This window comes from Paenibacillus sp. 01T443 (genome assembly GCF_056398325.1).
The window spans coordinates 98,405-116,897 of the sequence record NZ_JBFTPE010000007.1 but is presented as its reverse complement, the minus strand read 5'-3'; the positions used below and the strand labels follow the sequence as shown (position 1 = coordinate 116,897).

Here is an 18,493-nt window from a genome sequence, read left to right as displayed (position 1 = left end):
TAATATTATTTCACATTCATGAAGATCGGATTGGAATAGAACCAAAGATCAGTCCACGGGTCTTCACCTTTAGGATCAAGGCTTGGTTCAAGCTCACTGGTATTCGTTCCTCGAACTCGAAGGTAGCTATCCTTGTCCACGTCTTTCAATTTATAGGTGATTGTCACATACTCGCCTTTTTGCTTCCAATCGCTCTTGTCGAACCTAGCTACAACTTTTGTAGTTGGGTTTACGGCCGTTGAACGGTCTTCCGCTATTCCGGTTACGTCGCCCATGATAAGATCCACGCGGTTCACTTTCGGATTATCGCCATGGCTGTTATTTGCGTTCGGGTCTTTGAAGGTAATGGTAACCGTCACATCGCTTTTACCGCTCTTCTTGATCTCTAATGTTTCACCGATGCTCGCGCGGTTATCATTAGATTTCACATCTACATCCAATTCAGTGATTAATCCGCCCGTCATTACGAACACGCGGCCGTTTCTTAATCCATCCAGGATATCCGCGTGAGTATTCTCTGCCTTCACATAGGTTTTGGAATACTCCCCTGGCCAGAAATCACTGCCGCCATCACGCCAGTTTACATGGGAATCCGATGTAGACGTAATCCACCAGTGTCTTCCCTCTCCGAGCATGGAATCCCAAAGACCGCCCACTTTAGCGCTCATTTGATCAAAACCGCCCATGGTTGCGAAGTTGCCATATCCGCCTCGGCTGCCATTCGGATCAATGGAACCGTCTGAATTGATCGCACCAGCTTGATGACCGGGTGCCCCTTCCATACCAACGGATACATTTGGTGCTGCATCGTTCCAATTGCGGAACTCTTGCGGAGTATCTTGGCCCCAAACGCTAGCACCGCTGGCTGAGCGGGCAGGGTGGTTTGCAAAAAGAACGGGAGGCTCAGCTAAATTTTTCATGTAGTTTAAGGCAGCGATCATATTAGATTCTGTATCCCGGCTCGGATCAGTAGGAAACGGATCGCGCTTATTAAATTTACTTTCGATATCATAAAGGATTTGTGATTCTTGATCGTTTTTTGGAATGATTAATGAACTGTGATCGGCCTGCGGAGTATCAAATTCCATGCCATAGAATAAAGTTAGGCCGGGTACAGCTTCACGTGCTTTAAGCACCTCGGGATATGCCTGCTCTAAATTTACTTTCGAATGGTTCGGGCCGCCGTGGTCAGTAGAGACCATCCAATCCAGTCCGTATGACTCTGCCATTTGAGCATTTTTAGTAATCGGGTAAATGGCATCTCCGCCTTTGATAGCGGTTGGAGGATTCGTAGAATTATCCCATCCTACACTCCATTCACTATGAACATGGTGATCGCCTGCGAGCCAAGAAATGTTCTTGGTAGATTTTGCTTCCACCGTAGGTGTTTTGAAGCCGTTGTTAAAACCTTGTGCAGATAACGCTGCTGTGGCTAGCACGGTTACCGCCAACATCGGCAAAGCCTTACGTTTCAATTTCAAAATCTCTCAACTCCTCTTGTTTTTATGTTCGGTTTCTATGATAACTACAGTTTGTTATCTTAAATCATTCAATATGTTGTAATATTGTAAGCCTCGTAAAGTATTCATCGTGTGAATGCAAAAAAAAAAGGAGCGTGAACACTTACTGTTCACACTCCTTTTTATGCTGTCTATTACTGCTGTTCATCTTGATAGTACATGTAGATTTTCCAGCTGTCGTCGTTCATTTTTTTCAAATAATAAATGCCGTCGGTTACCACTGTTTCCGTGTTTGATTCATTGTCTATCGTGGTTGTTGCCTTATAGCTGCCGCCTGAAGACTCAATTACGGCGAACCGATCCGATTTTTCTATGACCTTAAGCTGTTGATCGCTGAGTTTTTCCATTTCAATTTCATACCCTTGCTCGATAAGCGCAAGCAGTTCTTCAGAAGAGGTTTTACTTAACGCTAAATAATAACCCGTATAAAACTGCGCATATGCAGCATCAAATTGATCGTATGTTTTTTCTCTGAATATTTGATTTTCCTTCTCCTCTGAACCTAAAATAGCAGCAGTGAGCAGGCTGTCTTCGGGTATTTCACTGTTTTGCAAATCCAAGGCACGCTGCAGCATGACTACAGCTTCAGACCGTTTTGCATTAGCGAAAGGCTTGAATTCCGTATTGCTCACTCCACGCACAATGCCGGCTTGGCTTGCCTGGGAAATGAATGGTTTAGCGTAATAATCCGGTACATCGGGATATGTTTCCGTCTCTTCTTTGAATTGTACAGAGGAAGAAAAAGCTCTAACCACTAGAGCAGCAATCTCTCCGCGTTTAATCAGTTGATTAGGCCCGAATTTCGTTTCGCTAATCCCGTTAACGATACCTAAGGAGCTGGCAATCCGAACCGAATCGGCATACCATTTTCCTTGCTCGACATCCGTAAACGTTGTTCCAGACGAGTCACTTGTCAAATCTAATGCGCGAACCAAAATCGAAACAAACTCCGCACGGCTTATAGGATTATTTGGCTTTACCGTTACTGTTCCTTCTTGGTCCTCATAGCCCCGCAGCAAATCTGCATTCACAAAATTGTCCAGCTCATAATAGGCCCAGTGTTCTTCTATGTCTGTCGGAAAGTACATTTCCAATGGGGATATTTCGGCCGCCTTTACTTGTGTGGAATAAAGGGGGGAAACCAGAAACAGGGATAGAAGGAAGAAGACTGAACTGCGAAAATATACATTTTTCATTTTGATGTTCCTCTCTTGGTTGAAGAAATTTCCTCTATGAGAATATCAAAATAAAATAGCTTATTCTAGTGGGAAAATAAGGGTAATACTACTATATAATTATCATCTATGTATAATAGGTGTACTAGAAATTTCTTAGACTGAAAAGGGGAAAAAATTATGCTTTATCTCATTATTGCTTTAGCATTGGCAGCGGCCGTAATTATGGTATATAGGGCAAAAAGGAACTCGGCATCACCTGGTTCTGGTTTGCTGTTCAGTGACGTTCCGGATTATCCGCAGCCGTTTGGCTATAAGTGTCAGTGGATTGCCGTGAAGACCGAAAACACAGAAGGGGTAGCTAAGCATCTTAATCTTGTGAAAATACAGGCAGCAAACTGGTTGACAGGTATCGAAGGAGCCTATGAGGGGAAGTTTTTCGTTAGCCCGCCAGTTAATGGATGGACCCTTGTTATTAATTCATTCATGCCGGATATAACAGATCCAACAGAGCAAAGTCCCTTAAAGGTCATAGTCGAATTGAGCAGGATTTTTGGAGAGGCCTATTATTTTGGCACTCACAGAGTAGTAGAATATCATGCCTGGGCAAAAGCGATGAACGGTGAGTTAAGCAGAGCGTATAGCTATGTAGGAGAGAGCGGAGAAACGATAATTAACCAAGGCGCATTAACAACTGAAGAGTTGGAGCATGGGTTAGTGTTTACGGAGATAGAAGATGACGATCCTCTACTTCCCGATGAAGAACATGTCTTGTTAATGGCAAGAGAATGGACCATTGATCCAATGATGCAGCAAACAAACTTGAAGCTTGGGGTAGGATTTGTGGGAGAAAGATAATGATGCTTCAATAAATCGGCGGCAGTCCGGGACTTTTTTTCATGTCTCAAACTACCGCCGTTTTTTATTGCTGCATAGAGTGCACAAAGGTTGACTGTTCCCCTATTTAGACTGTATTTAATTAACTGCTGCATTAATATTTACAGAAAGCGGAAATAAAAAGGTTACCGTACCATTCGGCGCAATCGTTGCTGTAACAATACCATAGTTCTTTACTAAGACTAGAACTGGTGAAGCGATCGAAGACCCTGCTGTGCTTATAAGGGTTGCATTGATTAAACGCAGCACATTAGGCGGTTCAAGGCCATTAATTGTAATAACCGAAGCGGTGGCATCAAAGGTTCGAAATAATCCTTTGAACGTATAGTCCGCGCTATTGCCATTAGGGAGGTTATTAATGTTAATGACATCCGTTTCTGACTCGACCTCATCCGCATATAATTGAACCCTGCCAGTGCTAGAGGTTCTAAGCCCGTTGCTTGATGTCTGAATATAATCGATATCCGCGATGAAGCTTGCGTCATTCATTAGAAGAATGCCGGTTCCAGTAACAAGTCCCGTTCTGTTATCGACTCTGCTGCCCTTGACCCTTAATGTACCTTCGGTCATCACAATGGCTGCTGCATCCATCAGGGTTACGCCGCCCGTAATGGTAAGCTTATCAAAGAAAAAGTCAGAAATAGACGATGAGTCATACTGAACACAGATACCGTCTAATCTCATTTCGTTAATGTGCGCTTCAAGCAAAGCTGTGTCTTGGACGGCTATCCCTGTATAATCGATGCCCCCTTGAATAAAATCACCAACAATTCTGGCGTTAACATTGCCGCTGAGCAAGATCATAATACGCTCTGTATCAGGTTGAAAGGCTGTCATCTGGACAAAGGAAAGGGTCACATTACCTGAACTAGCTTCTAACACGCGCGTGCCCAGCTGGATCTGATTAATGCTGCCAACAAAATTACCACCTGTCACCACAATTCCTATAGAAGAGGGCGAAAAGGTGTTTAATATCATTTCTCCTTCGATGTTGAGATTACCGTTTACCAACCGGATCATCTGCGAGGCGAAGGAAGAATCCATTCGATTGAACCGAATGCTGGCATTCCCTGTTTCTTGAAGAATTAAGCTGGTTCCAGCAAAAACAGGGTCTGGATTTACCAAGCTGGTTATCGCATTAACATAGCAGCGGAGGTTAGGATTGCCAACCCCGGACGCTAGATGAATACAAACGCCGAAAGCTGAGATAACGTTAACGTTCGCATCGACTAAACCATCCGTAATAAGCAAGGCTGTCTTTAAACCGCTCCCATTATCATTTGTCGTGATACGCTCTCCGATCATGTTCAAACTTCCGCCGCTTTCCACCGTAATGAGCCCGTTCACAGATCCGAAAATTTCCTGGAAATTAAGAAATAACTGACCGTTATTGGCTAAGCGGACTGCAGGAACCGTCGTTCCGTTTGTCGACATCTGCATCACAGTCAATTTATGGCTGCCTCCAGTCACATCAATACAGCCTGCTGAGCTAGTAATCAGATCTACCAGTAATCTCATTTGCCCGCCTTGAAGATCAATGACAGTGCTCGCCGTCTGGAAGGAGTTCATTACGTTGGCATGGATAATCGCCTCTCCATTTTGCATGAGGATACATTGGCCTTGACTAAAGATCCGATCGAACTCACCAGAGAAAATGGTATTCCCGTTAATGCTGAGTGCCGGTGCTGTTGAATTAATGACAACCAATATATACGAATTCAAACTAACCATACCGCCGCCTTGGACGGAAACCCCTTGTAAATTGCCTACTAAACCTACAGTGAAACTAATAAATGATCCATTAAAAAGTGGCGAGATATCAAAAACAAAACCAGAAGCGGTTTGAATGGTGCGCGCTCGCAAGGTGATGACCGTCGTCTGGGGCGGGGCGCTATTGGTTACAAATACTGCCCTGCCTCCGCTGCTGATCATTGTGGCTTCTAGATTTATACTAAGCGGTTGTGTCCCTGTAAAAAGAATGAGGTCTTCTGTACCATTGGTGTCATTCGTAATCTCAAAAGCATTCATAAACAGTGTTCCGCTCGACATCACTACGGCAGAACCACTGACAAAGCTGTTCGTGATGCTCTCCCTAACGTTTACCGTATAATTCCCGCCGCCAAGGAGATTGATCGTATGGCCTACCGTATCGCTCATGGACTCACATACAAAATGGATGGTGCTGGCTCCAGAACTCCGAAGAATAGAGCTGCCTGCAGTTGTTGCTCCACTCGTTAGAAACTGTCCCTCACCAAGAACATCAAAGGCTATTGCAGCCCCCATATCATCAAAAAGATCGCCAACTGCAGTTACCACGGCTCCTTTTTCAAATACCCAGCTGATTCCGTTTTTGGCCAAGTTTGTCTCTGTATAAAATCCAGGTCGTACAACAATCGTAGTGTTTGAAGGGGCGGCAGCCACAGCCGCAGCGGCTGTTCGCCAAGGCTTTGTTTCATCGTCAAGCATAGCCGTTGCGTTATTTCCATATACAGGGTCTACAAATGCCGTCTGATTCACTAGTAACTGAGAAGGACCTGGAGGACCAGCCATACCTTGCGGACCGGCCGGACCTGGTATGCCCTGAGGTCCTCTCCGGCCTTGCGAGCCAGCTCGGCCTGGAATGCCTCTAGCTCCTCCCCGATTGAAAGAAACTAGATTACCTATTACTTTCATTTGCAAACTTCTATGCTTTCTGCAATTGTCTGGCTTCTTAACAAGCTTACACTTTTTTTTCTCAGACAAATCCTCGTTCCTCCTTGAATGCGGATTACTATTCTTTGAAAATTAAATAATTGTACATTTTATGATGATGAGAATGTTCTTGGAAAGGCATATACCTATGAGTCTATGAAGATATTTTTTGAGAACTAGTAGAGACCAACCAATCGCCGCCGGAATATACAATTTCTTCAATTCCAATGAATTATCGGAATTGTGCATTCCGTGGAGGATGTATCAATTGAGCAGCCCCTTCACTAGGGTTATGATGACCGTGACTATAAGCAGAAGGGGGCGGGAGAGATGATATAGCCGCTGAACCATCTTAAGTGAATGACATGTGCTTGTTAGGGGATGAATTTCAAAACAAATTTTTGAAAGCGATTACATCAATCATTTAGCGGAGGTGCAAGATGAAGAGGTTTTTAGCACAAATTATTTGTATCGTTCTGTGTTTTTCTATAATTCCACTCCAGAATTCCACGGTAAAAGCGGCAAGTCCCGTACTGCCGGCATTTCCAGGTGCAGAAGGTTTCGGATATGCTGCCTTAGGGGGGCGCGGCGGCGAGGTTTATCATGTCACGAGCTATGAGCTTACAGGACCAGGAACATTCTATGATGCGCTTACGACAGTGGGGGACACGCCTCGCACAATCGTATTTGATATTTCGGGAGAAATTACTACGCCCCAGATTATATTAAGAAATAAGTCMAATATCACTATAGCGGGGCAGACTGCGCCGGGGGACGGCGTAACCATCCGTTCTAACAATATTCGTTTCTATGACTGCAGCGATATCGTCATTAGGTATTTAACCTTTCGGATGGGTGAGCTAAGCGTTAAAGATGATGCCATGTATTTTGAAGACTGCCAGAATGTGATCATCGATCACTCTTCGTTTTCATGGGCGACGGACGAAGTCTTGTCCATAAAAAGCAAGGATTACGAAAATCCCAGATCGAAAAACATAACGGTTCAGTGGTCGATTATATCGGAGGCTCTTCTTACCCACTCTATGGGCGGGCTGATTGAAATGAATACCATCACCATGCATCATAATCTCTATGCGCATAATAACGACAGAAATCCGAAAACGAAAGGACAGATGGACTTTGTTAACAATGTCGTATACAACTGGGGTCAGTTTCCGTATGTAGCTGGCGGGGAATCCGGTACCAAAGGGTACGGTAATGTCGTCGGGAACTATTTTATTGCAGGTATTAACTCGGTAGATCCCCAATACGCAATTGTACGCGGAAATGAGAACTACAAGCTTTATCTCCATAACAATCTGATCGACAGCAATAAAAACGGTATTCTGGACGGTACAGATACGGGGGGAGACATGATGGAGGCTGACAGGCCTAGCATCATGGTGCCAGAGCGGTTTGAATATCCCCTCGTCCATACGGAATTGCCGGAAGCTGCATACAACCATGTTTTGAACCACTCCGGGTCGTCTCTGGCAAGGGATGCGGTTGATCAGCGGATTGTTGATAATGTAAGAAACCAGACCGGAGCGATTATTGGACATGAGAATGATGTAGGCGGGTATCCTGTATTGAAAAAAGAAACTGCCCCAGCCGATACGGACCGGGACGGCATGCCCGATGCCTGGGAACAAGCCAATGGATTGAATCCGAATGATTCGAGCGACGGAAACGGTGACAGAAATGGAGACGGCTATACCCATCTGGAAGATTATTTGAACGAGCTGGCGATTTCCGGCTTCCCTGCCAATTATCCCTTAACCCCGGCAGCATGGTCCGGTCCGCCGTTCATACCGCCGACAGAACCGGCACCAACGCCCGTTCCAACGCCAACAGCCAGTATGGACGGGAAATCGGTCAGAAATGTCGTCATAAACGATAATAGTAAAAACGGAGGCGTAAATGCCTCCAAATGGTCGGTTCAGCAAAATTTTCAGCCGGGAGACGTGGAGTACGGAGATCGAACGACCGGCTCCAAAATTTACAAGCTCGTAACCATTCCGGATGCGCTGAAAGGCATGGAATGGATTCGGGCAGCGATGGAGTCTAGAAGCTCTGCAAGCAGCGACCTGCTTTCCTTTTATCTGGCTGCCGATGCGGATGTATATGTGGTTTACGATACGAGGATTCCTGAGATTCCTGCATGGTTATCCGCCTATGAGGATACTGGCGAGACGATAGAGGATGATCAACCGGTACAGTACCGGCTATACAAAAAGCATTATTCTGCAGGGTCATTGGTAACGATGGGGGCGAATGGCAGCACTTCGAAAGGCAGCTATTATGTTATCCTTAAGCCGACAAATCCGCAAACAGAACCTCCAGCCGGCGGTCCATCCGGGTTTACGGCAGCTTTTGCAGCAGGTACCTCTGTTTCGCTAAAATGGTCACCGGCGAGTGACGCGGCTTCTTATCTTATCTATCGTTCCTCTTCTGTTAACAATGTATTTAAAGCCGTTGCCAGCTCCGCAGCGGCAGAGTACGAGGATACGGCGATCGTTCAAGGGATTACCTATCAATATAAAGTGTCAGCTGTGAATGCCGGAGGCGAATCTCCATACTCCGATATTGCGGAAGTAGTTACTTTTGATCCTGAGCAGCCCGTACCGCCTGTGCCTGCGGGGTTAATGGTATCGATAGCAAGGAGCATGAGCGTGGGGCTTAGCTGGGCAGCAGCGGACGGAGCCACAAGCTACAACATCTACAGAGCGGCAGCGCCGGAAGGCCCTTACCATAAGGTTGGCAGTTCGTTAACGGCAGAATATACCGATAAAACGGTGAGTCCTTCCTCTGCCTATTTCTATAAGGTATCGACGGTAGGAATTGGCGGCGAGTCAGGCAAGTCAGACAGCGTGAGTGCCGAGACTAATCAGCCCGTGCTTCTTCCGCAAGTACCTTCAGGTATTTTAGCAGGTGCAGTTACGACCTCCGCTTTCGAAATGCAATGGAATCCGGTAGAAGGGGCAGAACGTTACAACCTTTATAGAAAAGGAAATAGCGAAAATGGTTTTGCCCAGGTCGGCAGCAGCGAGTCGGCCGACTTTATCGACGACGGCATTAGTGTGACGGAAACAGGCTACAGCTACAAAATAACGGCAGTGAACGAAATGGGAGAGTCGGCACAAAGCGATGCTCTTACTATCGCAGTGCCCGTACCCTCCGCTTCTTCCGATCTGATTACTGGATTGGTGGGCGAATCGTTCGTCGGGCTCATCTGGGCAGCCCATGGCGATGCAACCCAATATAACATTTATAGGGAATCCGTTGGCGAGAGTGTATACAATCCAGGTTCTGCCAAGGTAGGTGCTTATTATGACCGTACGGTCAAGCCGGGTGTTGAATACAGCTATTACATCGTAGCCCAAAACGCCAGCGGGGAATCAGAAAAGTCCAATACCGTAAAGGTTAGGACATTGGGGACGCCCGCAGTACCGGATAATACGGGCCAGCCTGAAACGGGCACTTCGAAACCGGTCTTAGACCCCAAAACAGGAGAAGCAAAGATGATCCTGGCAATAAAGGACATGACGGATGCTTTTGATCAGGCAAAAACGGATAAAGATGGCTATAAAATCATCACTGTCGATATCCCTAAGGTAGAAGGAGCAAAAGCCTATACCGCGGTGCTTCCTGCCGAGTTTTTCACCAAAACCGATGCAGTCCGAAAAATAGAAATAAAAACAGCGCTAGGAACAATAGTCGTGCCGGCGGGGATGCTCTTGGGCGCTACTGTCTCTGCCAAAGAAATCGGCTTAAGCATCGGTATCGGGGATATAACGGCTCTTCCTTCACAAGTAAAGGAGAAAGTTGGCCAAAACCCGTTCATCTATTTGAATGTAATCGCAGACGGGAAAAAATTAGAATATAACAATCCAGAAAAGCCCGTAATCTTATCTGTACCTTACAAACCGACAGCCGAGGAATTGAAGAGTCCGGAACATATTACGGTATGGTTTATAGACGGACAGGGAAATCCCCAGCCTGTACCTAGTGGAAGGTATAATACGGCAGCAGGAAGGGTCACATTTGCAACCGCCGGGACGGGGTCATTCGCCGTAGTGTCTGTTTTTAAAACCTTTGCCGATCTAGAACGGTACGCATGGGCAAAAGATTCGGTAAACATCTTGGCGTCCAAAGGCATTATTAATGGAACCGGAGAGAATACGTTCGAACCCGCTGCCGCGGTTACCCGAGCAGATTTTACCTTATTACTGATCAAGACGCTTGGGCTAACGGCAAAAGCCGATTCGAATTTTGTTGATCTGAATACAGAAGACTATTACTATGAAGCCGTAGGTATCGCTAAAGCGCTTGGCCTTGCAAAAGGAAAAGGCGATAATCGCTTTAATCCGGAAGAGCCGATAGCAAGGCAGGATATGATGGTATTGACCGCAAGAGCTATGGCAATCGCGAAGAAGCTAAACGTAACCGGAATGGATAACAGCCTAGATAACTTTGCCGACCGGGAGGATATCGCAGGCTATGCAGCAGAAGAATTAGCCCAAATGGTTAAAGAAGGCATTATTACTGGAAGCGGGGGCAAGCTTCATCCTCTTGCGAATACGACCAGAGCAGAAGCCGCAGTCCTGCTTTACAGGGTATACAATAAGTAAGCGGATAACCATCGAACAAGCCGGAAAATAGGATAGGTGATTACTATACGCCCCAGAAGACTGCCGAAGGAATCTCGGCAGTCTTCTTTTGTATGCGGCAGTTACCACGCAGCAGCAGGAGAAAAGGACGAAGCCGGAAATGTCGTCCGGCGTCAACAAACCAATCCGCCACAGCATCTACAAATCCGCTGAAGCCTTGCTGCTGCGGCTTTTTTTATGCTGGAGGAAGAGCATCCGAACGGTGGGGAAGCCGTATTTATGCATCAACTTATCGCGGGTTGAGTGCGCTATTCGTCCAATTTGGGCGGGATCCCGGATTTGTGTGTGCCATGTTGAATTGATCAATTGTTTATAGAGCGCTTGAACAGGTAAGATGGCGGTACAAGAAGCGAAGGAGGTTCACGATGGCAAATACGCAAGATCATTTGGAGCCTGGCTCCACTCGCGTATCGATCGGGAGATTCAACTTGATGGAGAATCGTTATCTCGTTAATATGCGTAAGTATTGGATGCTCTACGTCATGATACTGCCTGGCATTATTTATTATCTCGTATTTAAATATTTACCGCTGGCCGGCAGCGTGATCGCGTTTCAAGACTATCAGATTTTTAAAGGCATGCTGTCTAGCTCATGGGTCGGTCTCGACAACTTCAAATTTATTTTCACGTATGAAGACTTCTATTTAGTATTAAGGAATACGGCGACTATCGCCCTTTATCAACTTGTATTTGGGTTCCCGGCACCGATTATCCTCGCACTACTCTTTAATGAAGTCAGGTTGATGCTAGCCAAACGGGTCATGCAAAGTTTATTTTACCTCCCGCATTTTCTTTCCTGGGTCGTCGTAGGGGGCATCGTATTCGAATTGCTGTCGAGTCAGGGCGTCATTAATATGATGCGCGGATGGTTCGGGCAGGAAACGATTCTGTTCATGCAGGAACAACGATATTTTCGCGCCATCGTCGTCATCTCAGGCATATGGAAGGATGTAGGCTGGGGAACGATCATCTACTTGGCCGCGATCGCAGGCATTAATCCGAGCTTATATGAAGCGGCCGTCATGGACGGGGCAAACCGGTGGAAGCAGACGATCCATATTACGCTGCCTACCATGTTCCCGACCATACTCGTACTGTTCCTATTGAATATTGGGAATTTCCTGGAACTTGGTTTTGATCAGATTTATAATTTATTGACGCCGATGACGTATTCCGTCGGTGACATCATCGAGACGTATGTTTACCGGGCGGGTGTGCTTCAAGGACAGTATAGCGTCACAACAGCGATCGGATTATTCCAGTCGGTCATCGGATTCGTGTTATTGTGGGTATTTAACCGCATGGCTCGAAAAACAGAACAGGGGTTGTGGTGATGAGAAGGACTACAGGAGATCAACTATTCCAGTTTTTCAATTACGCGTTTCTAATCGCAGCGGCGGCCACAATGCTGCTTCCGCTCCTTCAACTGCTGGCCGTCTCCTTCAGCTCGCCGATCGCTGCGGATTCCAAGCAGGTATTCCTGTTCCCGGTTGAATTCACGACGGCATCCTGGTCGCACATTTTGCAGAATACGGGACTGTGGAGATCGTTCGGTATCACTGTTTATATAACGGTGGCCGGAACATTTCTGAGCATGCTGTTCTCGGTGCTGACGGCTTATCCGTTATCACATAAGCAATTTCTCATCCGCAAGCCGATCATGCTCGGTATTATCATCACCATGATCTTCAATGCGCCGATGATCCCGTTCTTTCTGACGGTGCGTGAGCTTGGCCTGATGAACTCGCTATGGTCACTCATTTTGCCGGGGGTGATCGGTACGTTCAACATGATCATTATCCGTACCTTCTTTATGGGTATTCCGAAAGAGCTTGATGATTCTGCCAGGATCGACGGCTGCAATGAGGCAGGCATCTTATTCCGAATTTATTTGCCGCTCTCAAAGCCGGTTATGGCCACCGTAAGCCTGTTTTATGCGGTAGGTTATTGGAATACCTTTCAGCGGGCGGTGCTGTTCATCCGCGATCCGGAGAAATGGCCGCTGCAAACAAAGCTTCGTGCTTATTTAACCTCGCCGGAGGAGCTTGCCGCAGTCAATCTGGTGCTAGGCGACTACGATTTCAATACGACAACGTTGAAAGCGGCTACAATTTTATTCGCTACGATCCCGATCGTTCTTGTATATCCTTATTTGCAAAAATATTTCGTGAAAGGCTCGATGCTGGGCTCCTTGAAAGAATAACGGGTCTTATGGCGGAAGAAAAAGCGGTATGAGGCCGGATCGCCGGCTTGATATATAGCATTAATACACTTAAAAGGGGGACTGAACACATGATGAAACATGTATTTGGAAAATCGGTCAAAGTATCCGCTTTGGTATCGCTGCTGGTCGTTTCGATCCTCACCGGCTGCTCCAACAATGGAGAGAAGCCGGCGGCTTCGGTGAATGACGCGGAGAAGAACAAGCCCGTTACGGTGAAAGTATTCAAAAGCCATATGGGCGTAGGAACCATTCCAGACAAAAATAATGAGCATGTGAAATATGTGGAGGAGAAGACGGGTGTCGTATACGAACTGGTGACGACGGCACCAGGCTCGGAGCCGACGGAATTTCTGAATTTGATGATAGCTTCCGATGACCTGCCGGACATTCTCCGTCCGATTGGGGGCATCGAGCAGACGTTAATCAAGCAAGGCGGCGCTTTGGCGCTCGATGAATTGCTGCCAAAGTACGCGCCTAATGTTTGGAAGAACATTCCGGAAGAAGCATGGGATATCGTAAGATCAGCTTCCCCGGACGGCCATATCTATTACGTGCCTAAGGTGTTTCTCGTACCCGAGCGGGCGCCGATGATCCGTCAGGACTGGCTCGACAAGGTAGGACTGTCTATTCCGAAAACAACAGAGGAATATAAAGAGGTGCTGCGGGCATTCCGGGACAAGGATCCGAACGGCAATGGCAAAGCGGATGAGCTGCCTACCTCGGGACGCGAGTTTGGAAAGTGGATGGACCACCTGTTCGGCATGTATGGTGTCGCGATGTGGGAAGGCGTACCGGAATGGGATATCTATGAAGGAGAGATTCAATACGCAGGCGTTTCGAAAAATATGAAGGCCGCTATCGCCTATATTCGCGAGCTGTACGAAGAGAAGCTGTTAGACAATGAGACGTTCCTGAACAAAGGCGATGTTTGGCAGGCCAAAATCAACAATAACTTGGTCGGCAGCTGGTATCACCTTCCGGCTAACCTCCGTGACCGCTATACCGCGATGCTCAAAGGAGCGCCGGATGCTTACGTAGTCGGCATGCCGGTACCTAAGGCCGAAGGTTTTGAAGGTTTTGTTACGCAGAAAAGCATGGGCGAGCCAGAGTGGATGATCCCGACTGTCGCAAAGGATAAAGCTGAATATTCGCTTAAGCTGCTCGATTTCTTCTATGACCAAGGCAACGATGAATTCATTCGTTTTGGCATCGAGGGGCAGCAGCATGAAGTCGTGAACGGCAAGAAGGTCATATTGCCTCCGGAGGACAGCCGCCCGATCGCGCTTGGGATGCGCAATCTGACAACCAAGGAAGACATGGATGTACGGATTAAGGAGACGATTCCGGAAGACATGCAGAAGATGGTTCAGGATGTTTTCGCGGTCAGCACATCCGATGCGCGTCGAATCGCCGGCGACGGATTGCCGAATACGGTGTATGAAGGCTTCCCGGATATTCAATCGCATAAGCTTTTCCAAGAATATCTGACGAAGATCGTCATTGGCGAATGGCCGTTAGAGAAATTTGACGAGTTCGTGGACCGTTGGAATAAAGCCGGAGGCGAGGCCGTCACCAAGCGTGTTCAAGAATGGTATGCGAAAGTGAAGAAATAAGCATCTGCGGCAGTCTTCATGATCGCGTAAATGCAAGAAAGGATTGGATCAGATGAGAAAACGATACGCCATTTGCGGAGTGAGCGGACGTGCGCTAGGCATGTTCGCCAAGCCTATCCTGACTACTTTCGCCGGTAGCTGCGAGCTAGTCGGCCTGCTCGACCGCGATCCGATGCGCTTTGAGCTGTACCGTTCGAGATACCCGGAGCATGCCGGCATAAGAACCTACGGCGAGAACGAGTTTGATCGTATGGTTGATGAGACGAAGCCAGACGTAATTATCGTCGCAGGCCGCGACGACACGCATGCGCAGTACTTGATTGCCGCACTTGAGCGTGATCTAGATGCCATTACGGAGAAACCGATGGTGACGACCGGGGCGGACAGCAAGCGGGTTATCGAAGCGGAGAAAGCGAGCAAGGGCTCTGTTATTGTGACATTCAACTACCGTTATGCCCCGATTCATACGAAGATCAAGGAGATTGTGCAGGAGGGGAAGCTTGGCAGGATAACGTCGATTGACTTGAACTGGTATTTGGATACGTATCACGGCTCGAGCTACTTCAAAAGGTGGAACCGAGACCGCGAGTTGTCGGGCGGTTTATCCGTGCACAAGAGCACGCATCATTTCGATTTGGTCAATTGGTGGATTGATCAGAGGCCGGCAGAAGTGTTCGCATTCGGCGCTTTGAATTATTATGGCGCCGAGGGCGAGGCGAATCCAAAGAAGGAGGACGGCCGATTCTGCAGCACCTGTGCACATACCGAGGACTGCTCATATTACTCGCGGTGGAATGCCCGCAGCCGGAATCTTAAAGTGCCGGATGATCATCTTGGGTCTCTCGAAGCAGTAAAGCCTTCGGCGTTTCCCTATTCGGATTACCGTCCGGACCGCTGCATCTTCGATTCGGAAATTGAAATTGAAGATACGTATACCGCCACCGTGAAATACAGCGGCGGTGCGCTGCTCAGTTATTCCGTCAACTTCTCGCTGCCTTATGAAGGCTATAGGCTGGCCATTAACGGGACGAAAGGGAGGCTCGAGACCGTGGAATATCATATGCCTGGCAGAACGCCTTTCCCTACGCCTGTCCAAACGATCGACTATTTTCCATTGTTCGGCTCGAAGGAAACGATACATGTCGTGCACCGGGAAGGCGGACATGGCGGGGGGGATCCGCTGCTGCTGGAGGACTTATTCATGGGAGAGGACCGCAGACGACCGTTCCGTATCTTGTCGGGCGCAGTTGACGGCGCTTATTCGGTGGCAACGGGCGAAGCGGTCTGGCGTTCGGTGAAGGAGCATCGCCTGGTTACGATCGAGGAGGTATTGGAAAGCGGTACCGGCAACTCTGGCAGTGGATCGCAGGAACGTCAAGAGAGCCTAAGTGGCCAGGGAGGCGGAGGGTAATGGCAGTGAATGTAAACCGTTATTTCGATTCGATGGAGAGCATAGCGTCGCAGACGGAGGGCGGCAGCATTCCCCCTGTGCTAAAGGTCATCGCGCAGCGGTATGTTGGCGACAATCCGCCGCATGAGCCGGTGTATCGGGTGACGCGGACCAGCGCGATTCGCAAAGGAGAGGATCATTTATATGAATTTCCGCTGCAGAGCATGTTCAAGGATATGGAAGTGGGCCAGCGGGTTTACGCCTGGGCAAAGCTTTGGATCGAGCAGCCGCAGGAGTTCATCTTCCAACTTCGCTGCTTCGGGCCAGTGAGGCTGTACCATAATGGGGATCAGCGCTTCGGATCCTCCCCGGAAGAGGAAATTTCCGAGGCGGCGCAAGGAGCACCCGCGCTGCCGATCAAGCTGAAGGTGAATCTGATACGGGGTTGGAATCACTTTGTTCTGGAGCTGGGAAGGGGCCTGGAAGGGAACTGCGGTGCAGCCTTCGGAACCGGCAGCCGCAAAAATAAGCCTTTTCACTTTCTGGCGCCTTCCGATGAGCGGGAAGGGGAGGAGGGCTGGATCTATACGGCGCCGTTGGCCGAGCCGCTGAATCGCATCCCGGGCGCGAATCAGGCGGAGGCAGCCACCGGAGCGGAATGGCTGCCTGTACGTGAAGAGGGGAAAGGGCGTTTGGATCTTCTATATGGCATGCAGCCTGGCTATTCGGCTTATGCATGGACGACGATCGCAAACCGTACCGCCTCGAAGCAGCAAGTCACGATCGCCGGAACCGCCTTTGGTCCATTACGGTTATTATGGCAGGGAAAAGAAGTGTACGCGGCTCAAGAATCCGGTGACTTCTCCTTCGAGCTTGACGCAAACCCGGGGAGCAGCGATCTCATCGCCCAGTGCCGCTGCGATGGGCAAGGATGGGGCTTCCAGCTTCGGGACATTGCAGCGCATGGCGTTGAACTGGTTCCCGGACGTCGCGTGCATGGCTATAAAGGTCAATGGCTGCTGCTGGGTCCGCTCTCGCCGGAAGCGAATATTAATCCGGCTGATTATCTGGCACTCGACAAGGTGGCAGACGACCCCCGCATGAACGTCTTCTGGACGACGGATCAGCCGGGAGCAAATGTGCGTCCATTTCTCGAAAACGAGCTGTACGGCCGTTGGAATTATCCGCTTGGCGTCACGCTGTCCGGGCTGCTCGGTACAAGCAGGCTGCTGCAGCGCGACGAGCTGGCGCATTACGTTGCGGGCCATGTCGAGTTCGCGACATCGACTTATGCATACTCGCTGTGGGACCGCGAGCGCTTTGGAGCAGCAGGCTTGAATAATCAGCTGTCGCATATCGACAGCCTGGATGATTGCGGCTCCTTCGGAGCGTTGGCGATTTTGGCCGAACGGATCCGTCCGCTAAAAGGCTCGCGTGCGGTGGCGGATGACATTGCCCATTATATTATGAACGTTCAGGACCGCATGGAGGACGGCGCGCTTTACCGCAAGGTCGGCGTCTCGCCGAGCATGCATAACACGATGTGGTGCGACGATATGTACATGAGCGTTCCTTTCCTGTGCAGGTATGCCGAGCTTACCGGAGATCCGGGCTATAGGGATGAAGCCGCCAGGCAGCTTCTGCTTTATAAGAAGTATTTGTACATGGCGGATCGGCAAGTTATGTCTCATGTGTACGATGTTCGCAATAGCAAGCCTTCCGGAACGGTCTGGGGCAGGGGCAACGGCTGGGTGTTTTTCTCGCTGGCTGTATTGCTCGAAGTATTGCCAAGGACACATGAGAGCTATCCGTCCATACTTGCTTTCTACCGGGAACTGGCCGAAGGATACCGCAGGCTGCAGGGCAAGCATGGCCTGTGGCATCAAGTATTGGTCGATGCGGAGTCGTATGAGGAATCCTCATGCACCTCGATGTTCATCTACGGTTTTGCGCTTGGGATTCGCCATAGCTGGCTCGAGAATCCAGAGCCGTACATTAAGGCGGCGCTGGCCGGGTGGCAGGGATTATGTGAGCGGGCCGTCGATAAAAAAGGAAATCTTTACGGGGTATGCAAAGGCTCCAGCTGGTCATACTCCCATGCTTACTATAAGCATGATTTAGGCTGGAATTTGAATGATACGCATGGCATCGGCATCGTACTGCTTGCCGGCATTGAAACGCAGCGAATGAAAGAATGGTTGATAGAGAAGGCTTGAGCGGGTCTGGAGTTTGGGTAAGAAGATCGGACTGAGTATGTTGCGAGGGCAGGATCACGTTATAATAGAAGGATCCTCGGCATAAGGTGGGATTTAT

The 18,493-nt window shown here is 48.5% G+C and carries 10 protein-coding genes; 7 read left to right on the top strand and 3 right to left on the bottom strand.

Annotated features, from left to right (window positions below; genetic code table 11):
* Positions 1–5: 5 nt before the first annotated feature.
* Together AC1DLI_RS12745 and AC1DLI_RS12740 are read right to left on the bottom strand one after the other, a co-directional pair.
* Complete coding sequence (locus AC1DLI_RS12745) at positions 6–1,481, bottom strand: CehA/McbA family metallohydrolase domain-containing protein (RefSeq protein WP_477603063.1); 1,476 nt, start codon at positions 1,479–1,481, stop codon at positions 6–8.
* A gap of 173 nt (positions 1,482–1,654) precedes the next feature.
* Positions 1,655–2,716, bottom strand: coding sequence for an S-layer homology domain-containing protein (locus tag AC1DLI_RS12740; protein ID WP_477603061.1), 1,062 nt, complete (start codon positions 2,714–2,716; stop codon positions 1,655–1,657).
* Between the two features lie 159 nt (positions 2,717–2,875).
* On the opposite strand from AC1DLI_RS12740, the gene AC1DLI_RS12735 reads away from it, so the two are divergent.
* The gene (locus tag AC1DLI_RS12735; protein WP_477603059.1) at positions 2,876–3,553 is read left to right on the top strand and encodes a hypothetical protein; all 678 of its coding nucleotides are present in this window, start codon (positions 2,876–2,878) and stop codon (positions 3,551–3,553) included.
* A 117-nt stretch (positions 3,554–3,670) separates the two neighbouring features.
* On the opposite strand, the gene AC1DLI_RS12730 is transcribed toward AC1DLI_RS12735, so the two are convergent.
* Complete coding sequence (locus tag AC1DLI_RS12730; protein ID WP_477603057.1) at positions 3,671–6,334, bottom strand: collagen-like triple helix repeat-containing protein; 2,664 nt, start codon at positions 6,332–6,334, stop codon at positions 3,671–3,673.
* 389 nt (positions 6,335–6,723) lie between these two features.
* Between AC1DLI_RS12730 and AC1DLI_RS12725 the strand changes: the two genes are divergently transcribed.
* The 6 genes from AC1DLI_RS12725 to AC1DLI_RS12700 all read left to right on the top strand — a co-directional run bounded on the left by AC1DLI_RS12725 (position 6,724) and on the right by AC1DLI_RS12700 (position 18,396).
* Positions 6,724–10,914, top strand: coding sequence for an S-layer homology domain-containing protein (locus tag AC1DLI_RS12725; RefSeq protein ID WP_477603055.1), 4,191 nt, complete (start codon positions 6,724–6,726; stop codon positions 10,912–10,914).
* 470 nt (positions 10,915–11,384) lie between these two features.
* Complete coding sequence (locus AC1DLI_RS12720; protein WP_477603413.1) at positions 11,385–12,287, top strand: ABC transporter permease; 903 nt, start codon at positions 11,385–11,387, stop codon at positions 12,285–12,287.
* Positions 12,287–13,156, top strand: a complete 870-nt coding sequence (locus AC1DLI_RS12715; RefSeq protein ID WP_477603053.1) for a carbohydrate ABC transporter permease — start codon at positions 12,287–12,289, stop codon at positions 13,154–13,156. Before AC1DLI_RS12720 ends, AC1DLI_RS12715 begins: the two co-directional genes overlap by 1 nt.
* 89 nt (positions 13,157–13,245) lie before the next feature.
* Entirely contained in the window at positions 13,246–14,790 is a 1,545-nt protein-coding gene (locus tag AC1DLI_RS12710; RefSeq protein ID WP_477603051.1) for an extracellular solute-binding protein, read from the top strand.
* A 52-nt stretch (positions 14,791–14,842) separates the two neighbouring features.
* On the top strand, positions 14,843–16,201 hold the full coding sequence (locus AC1DLI_RS12705) for a Gfo/Idh/MocA family protein (RefSeq protein ID WP_477603049.1): 1,359 nt from the start codon (positions 14,843–14,845) through the stop codon (positions 16,199–16,201).
* Positions 16,201–18,396, top strand: a complete 2,196-nt coding sequence (locus tag AC1DLI_RS12700; protein WP_477603047.1) for a glycoside hydrolase family 88/105 protein — start codon at positions 16,201–16,203, stop codon at positions 18,394–18,396. Before AC1DLI_RS12705 ends, AC1DLI_RS12700 begins: the two co-directional genes overlap by 1 nt.
* The last annotated feature ends 97 nt before the right edge of the window (positions 18,397–18,493 follow it).

Coding starts and splice junctions, on each gene's coding strand:
- AC1DLI_RS12740 (WP_477603061.1), bottom strand. CDS start 2,716: ATGAAAAATGTATATTTTCGCAGTTCAGTCTTCTTCCTTCTATCCCTG.
- AC1DLI_RS12735 (WP_477603059.1), top strand. CDS start 2,876: ATGCTTTATCTCATTATTGCTTTAGCATTGGCAGCGGCCGTAATTATG.
- AC1DLI_RS12720 (WP_477603413.1), top strand. CDS start 11,385: ATGGAGAATCGTTATCTCGTTAATATGCGTAAGTATTGGATGCTCTAC.
- AC1DLI_RS12715 (WP_477603053.1), top strand. CDS start 12,287: ATGAGAAGGACTACAGGAGATCAACTATTCCAGTTTTTCAATTACGCG.
- AC1DLI_RS12710 (WP_477603051.1), top strand. CDS start 13,246: ATGATGAAACATGTATTTGGAAAATCGGTCAAAGTATCCGCTTTGGTA.
- AC1DLI_RS12705 (WP_477603049.1), top strand. CDS start 14,843: ATGAGAAAACGATACGCCATTTGCGGAGTGAGCGGACGTGCGCTAGGC.
- AC1DLI_RS12700 (WP_477603047.1), top strand. CDS start 16,201: ATGGCAGTGAATGTAAACCGTTATTTCGATTCGATGGAGAGCATAGCG.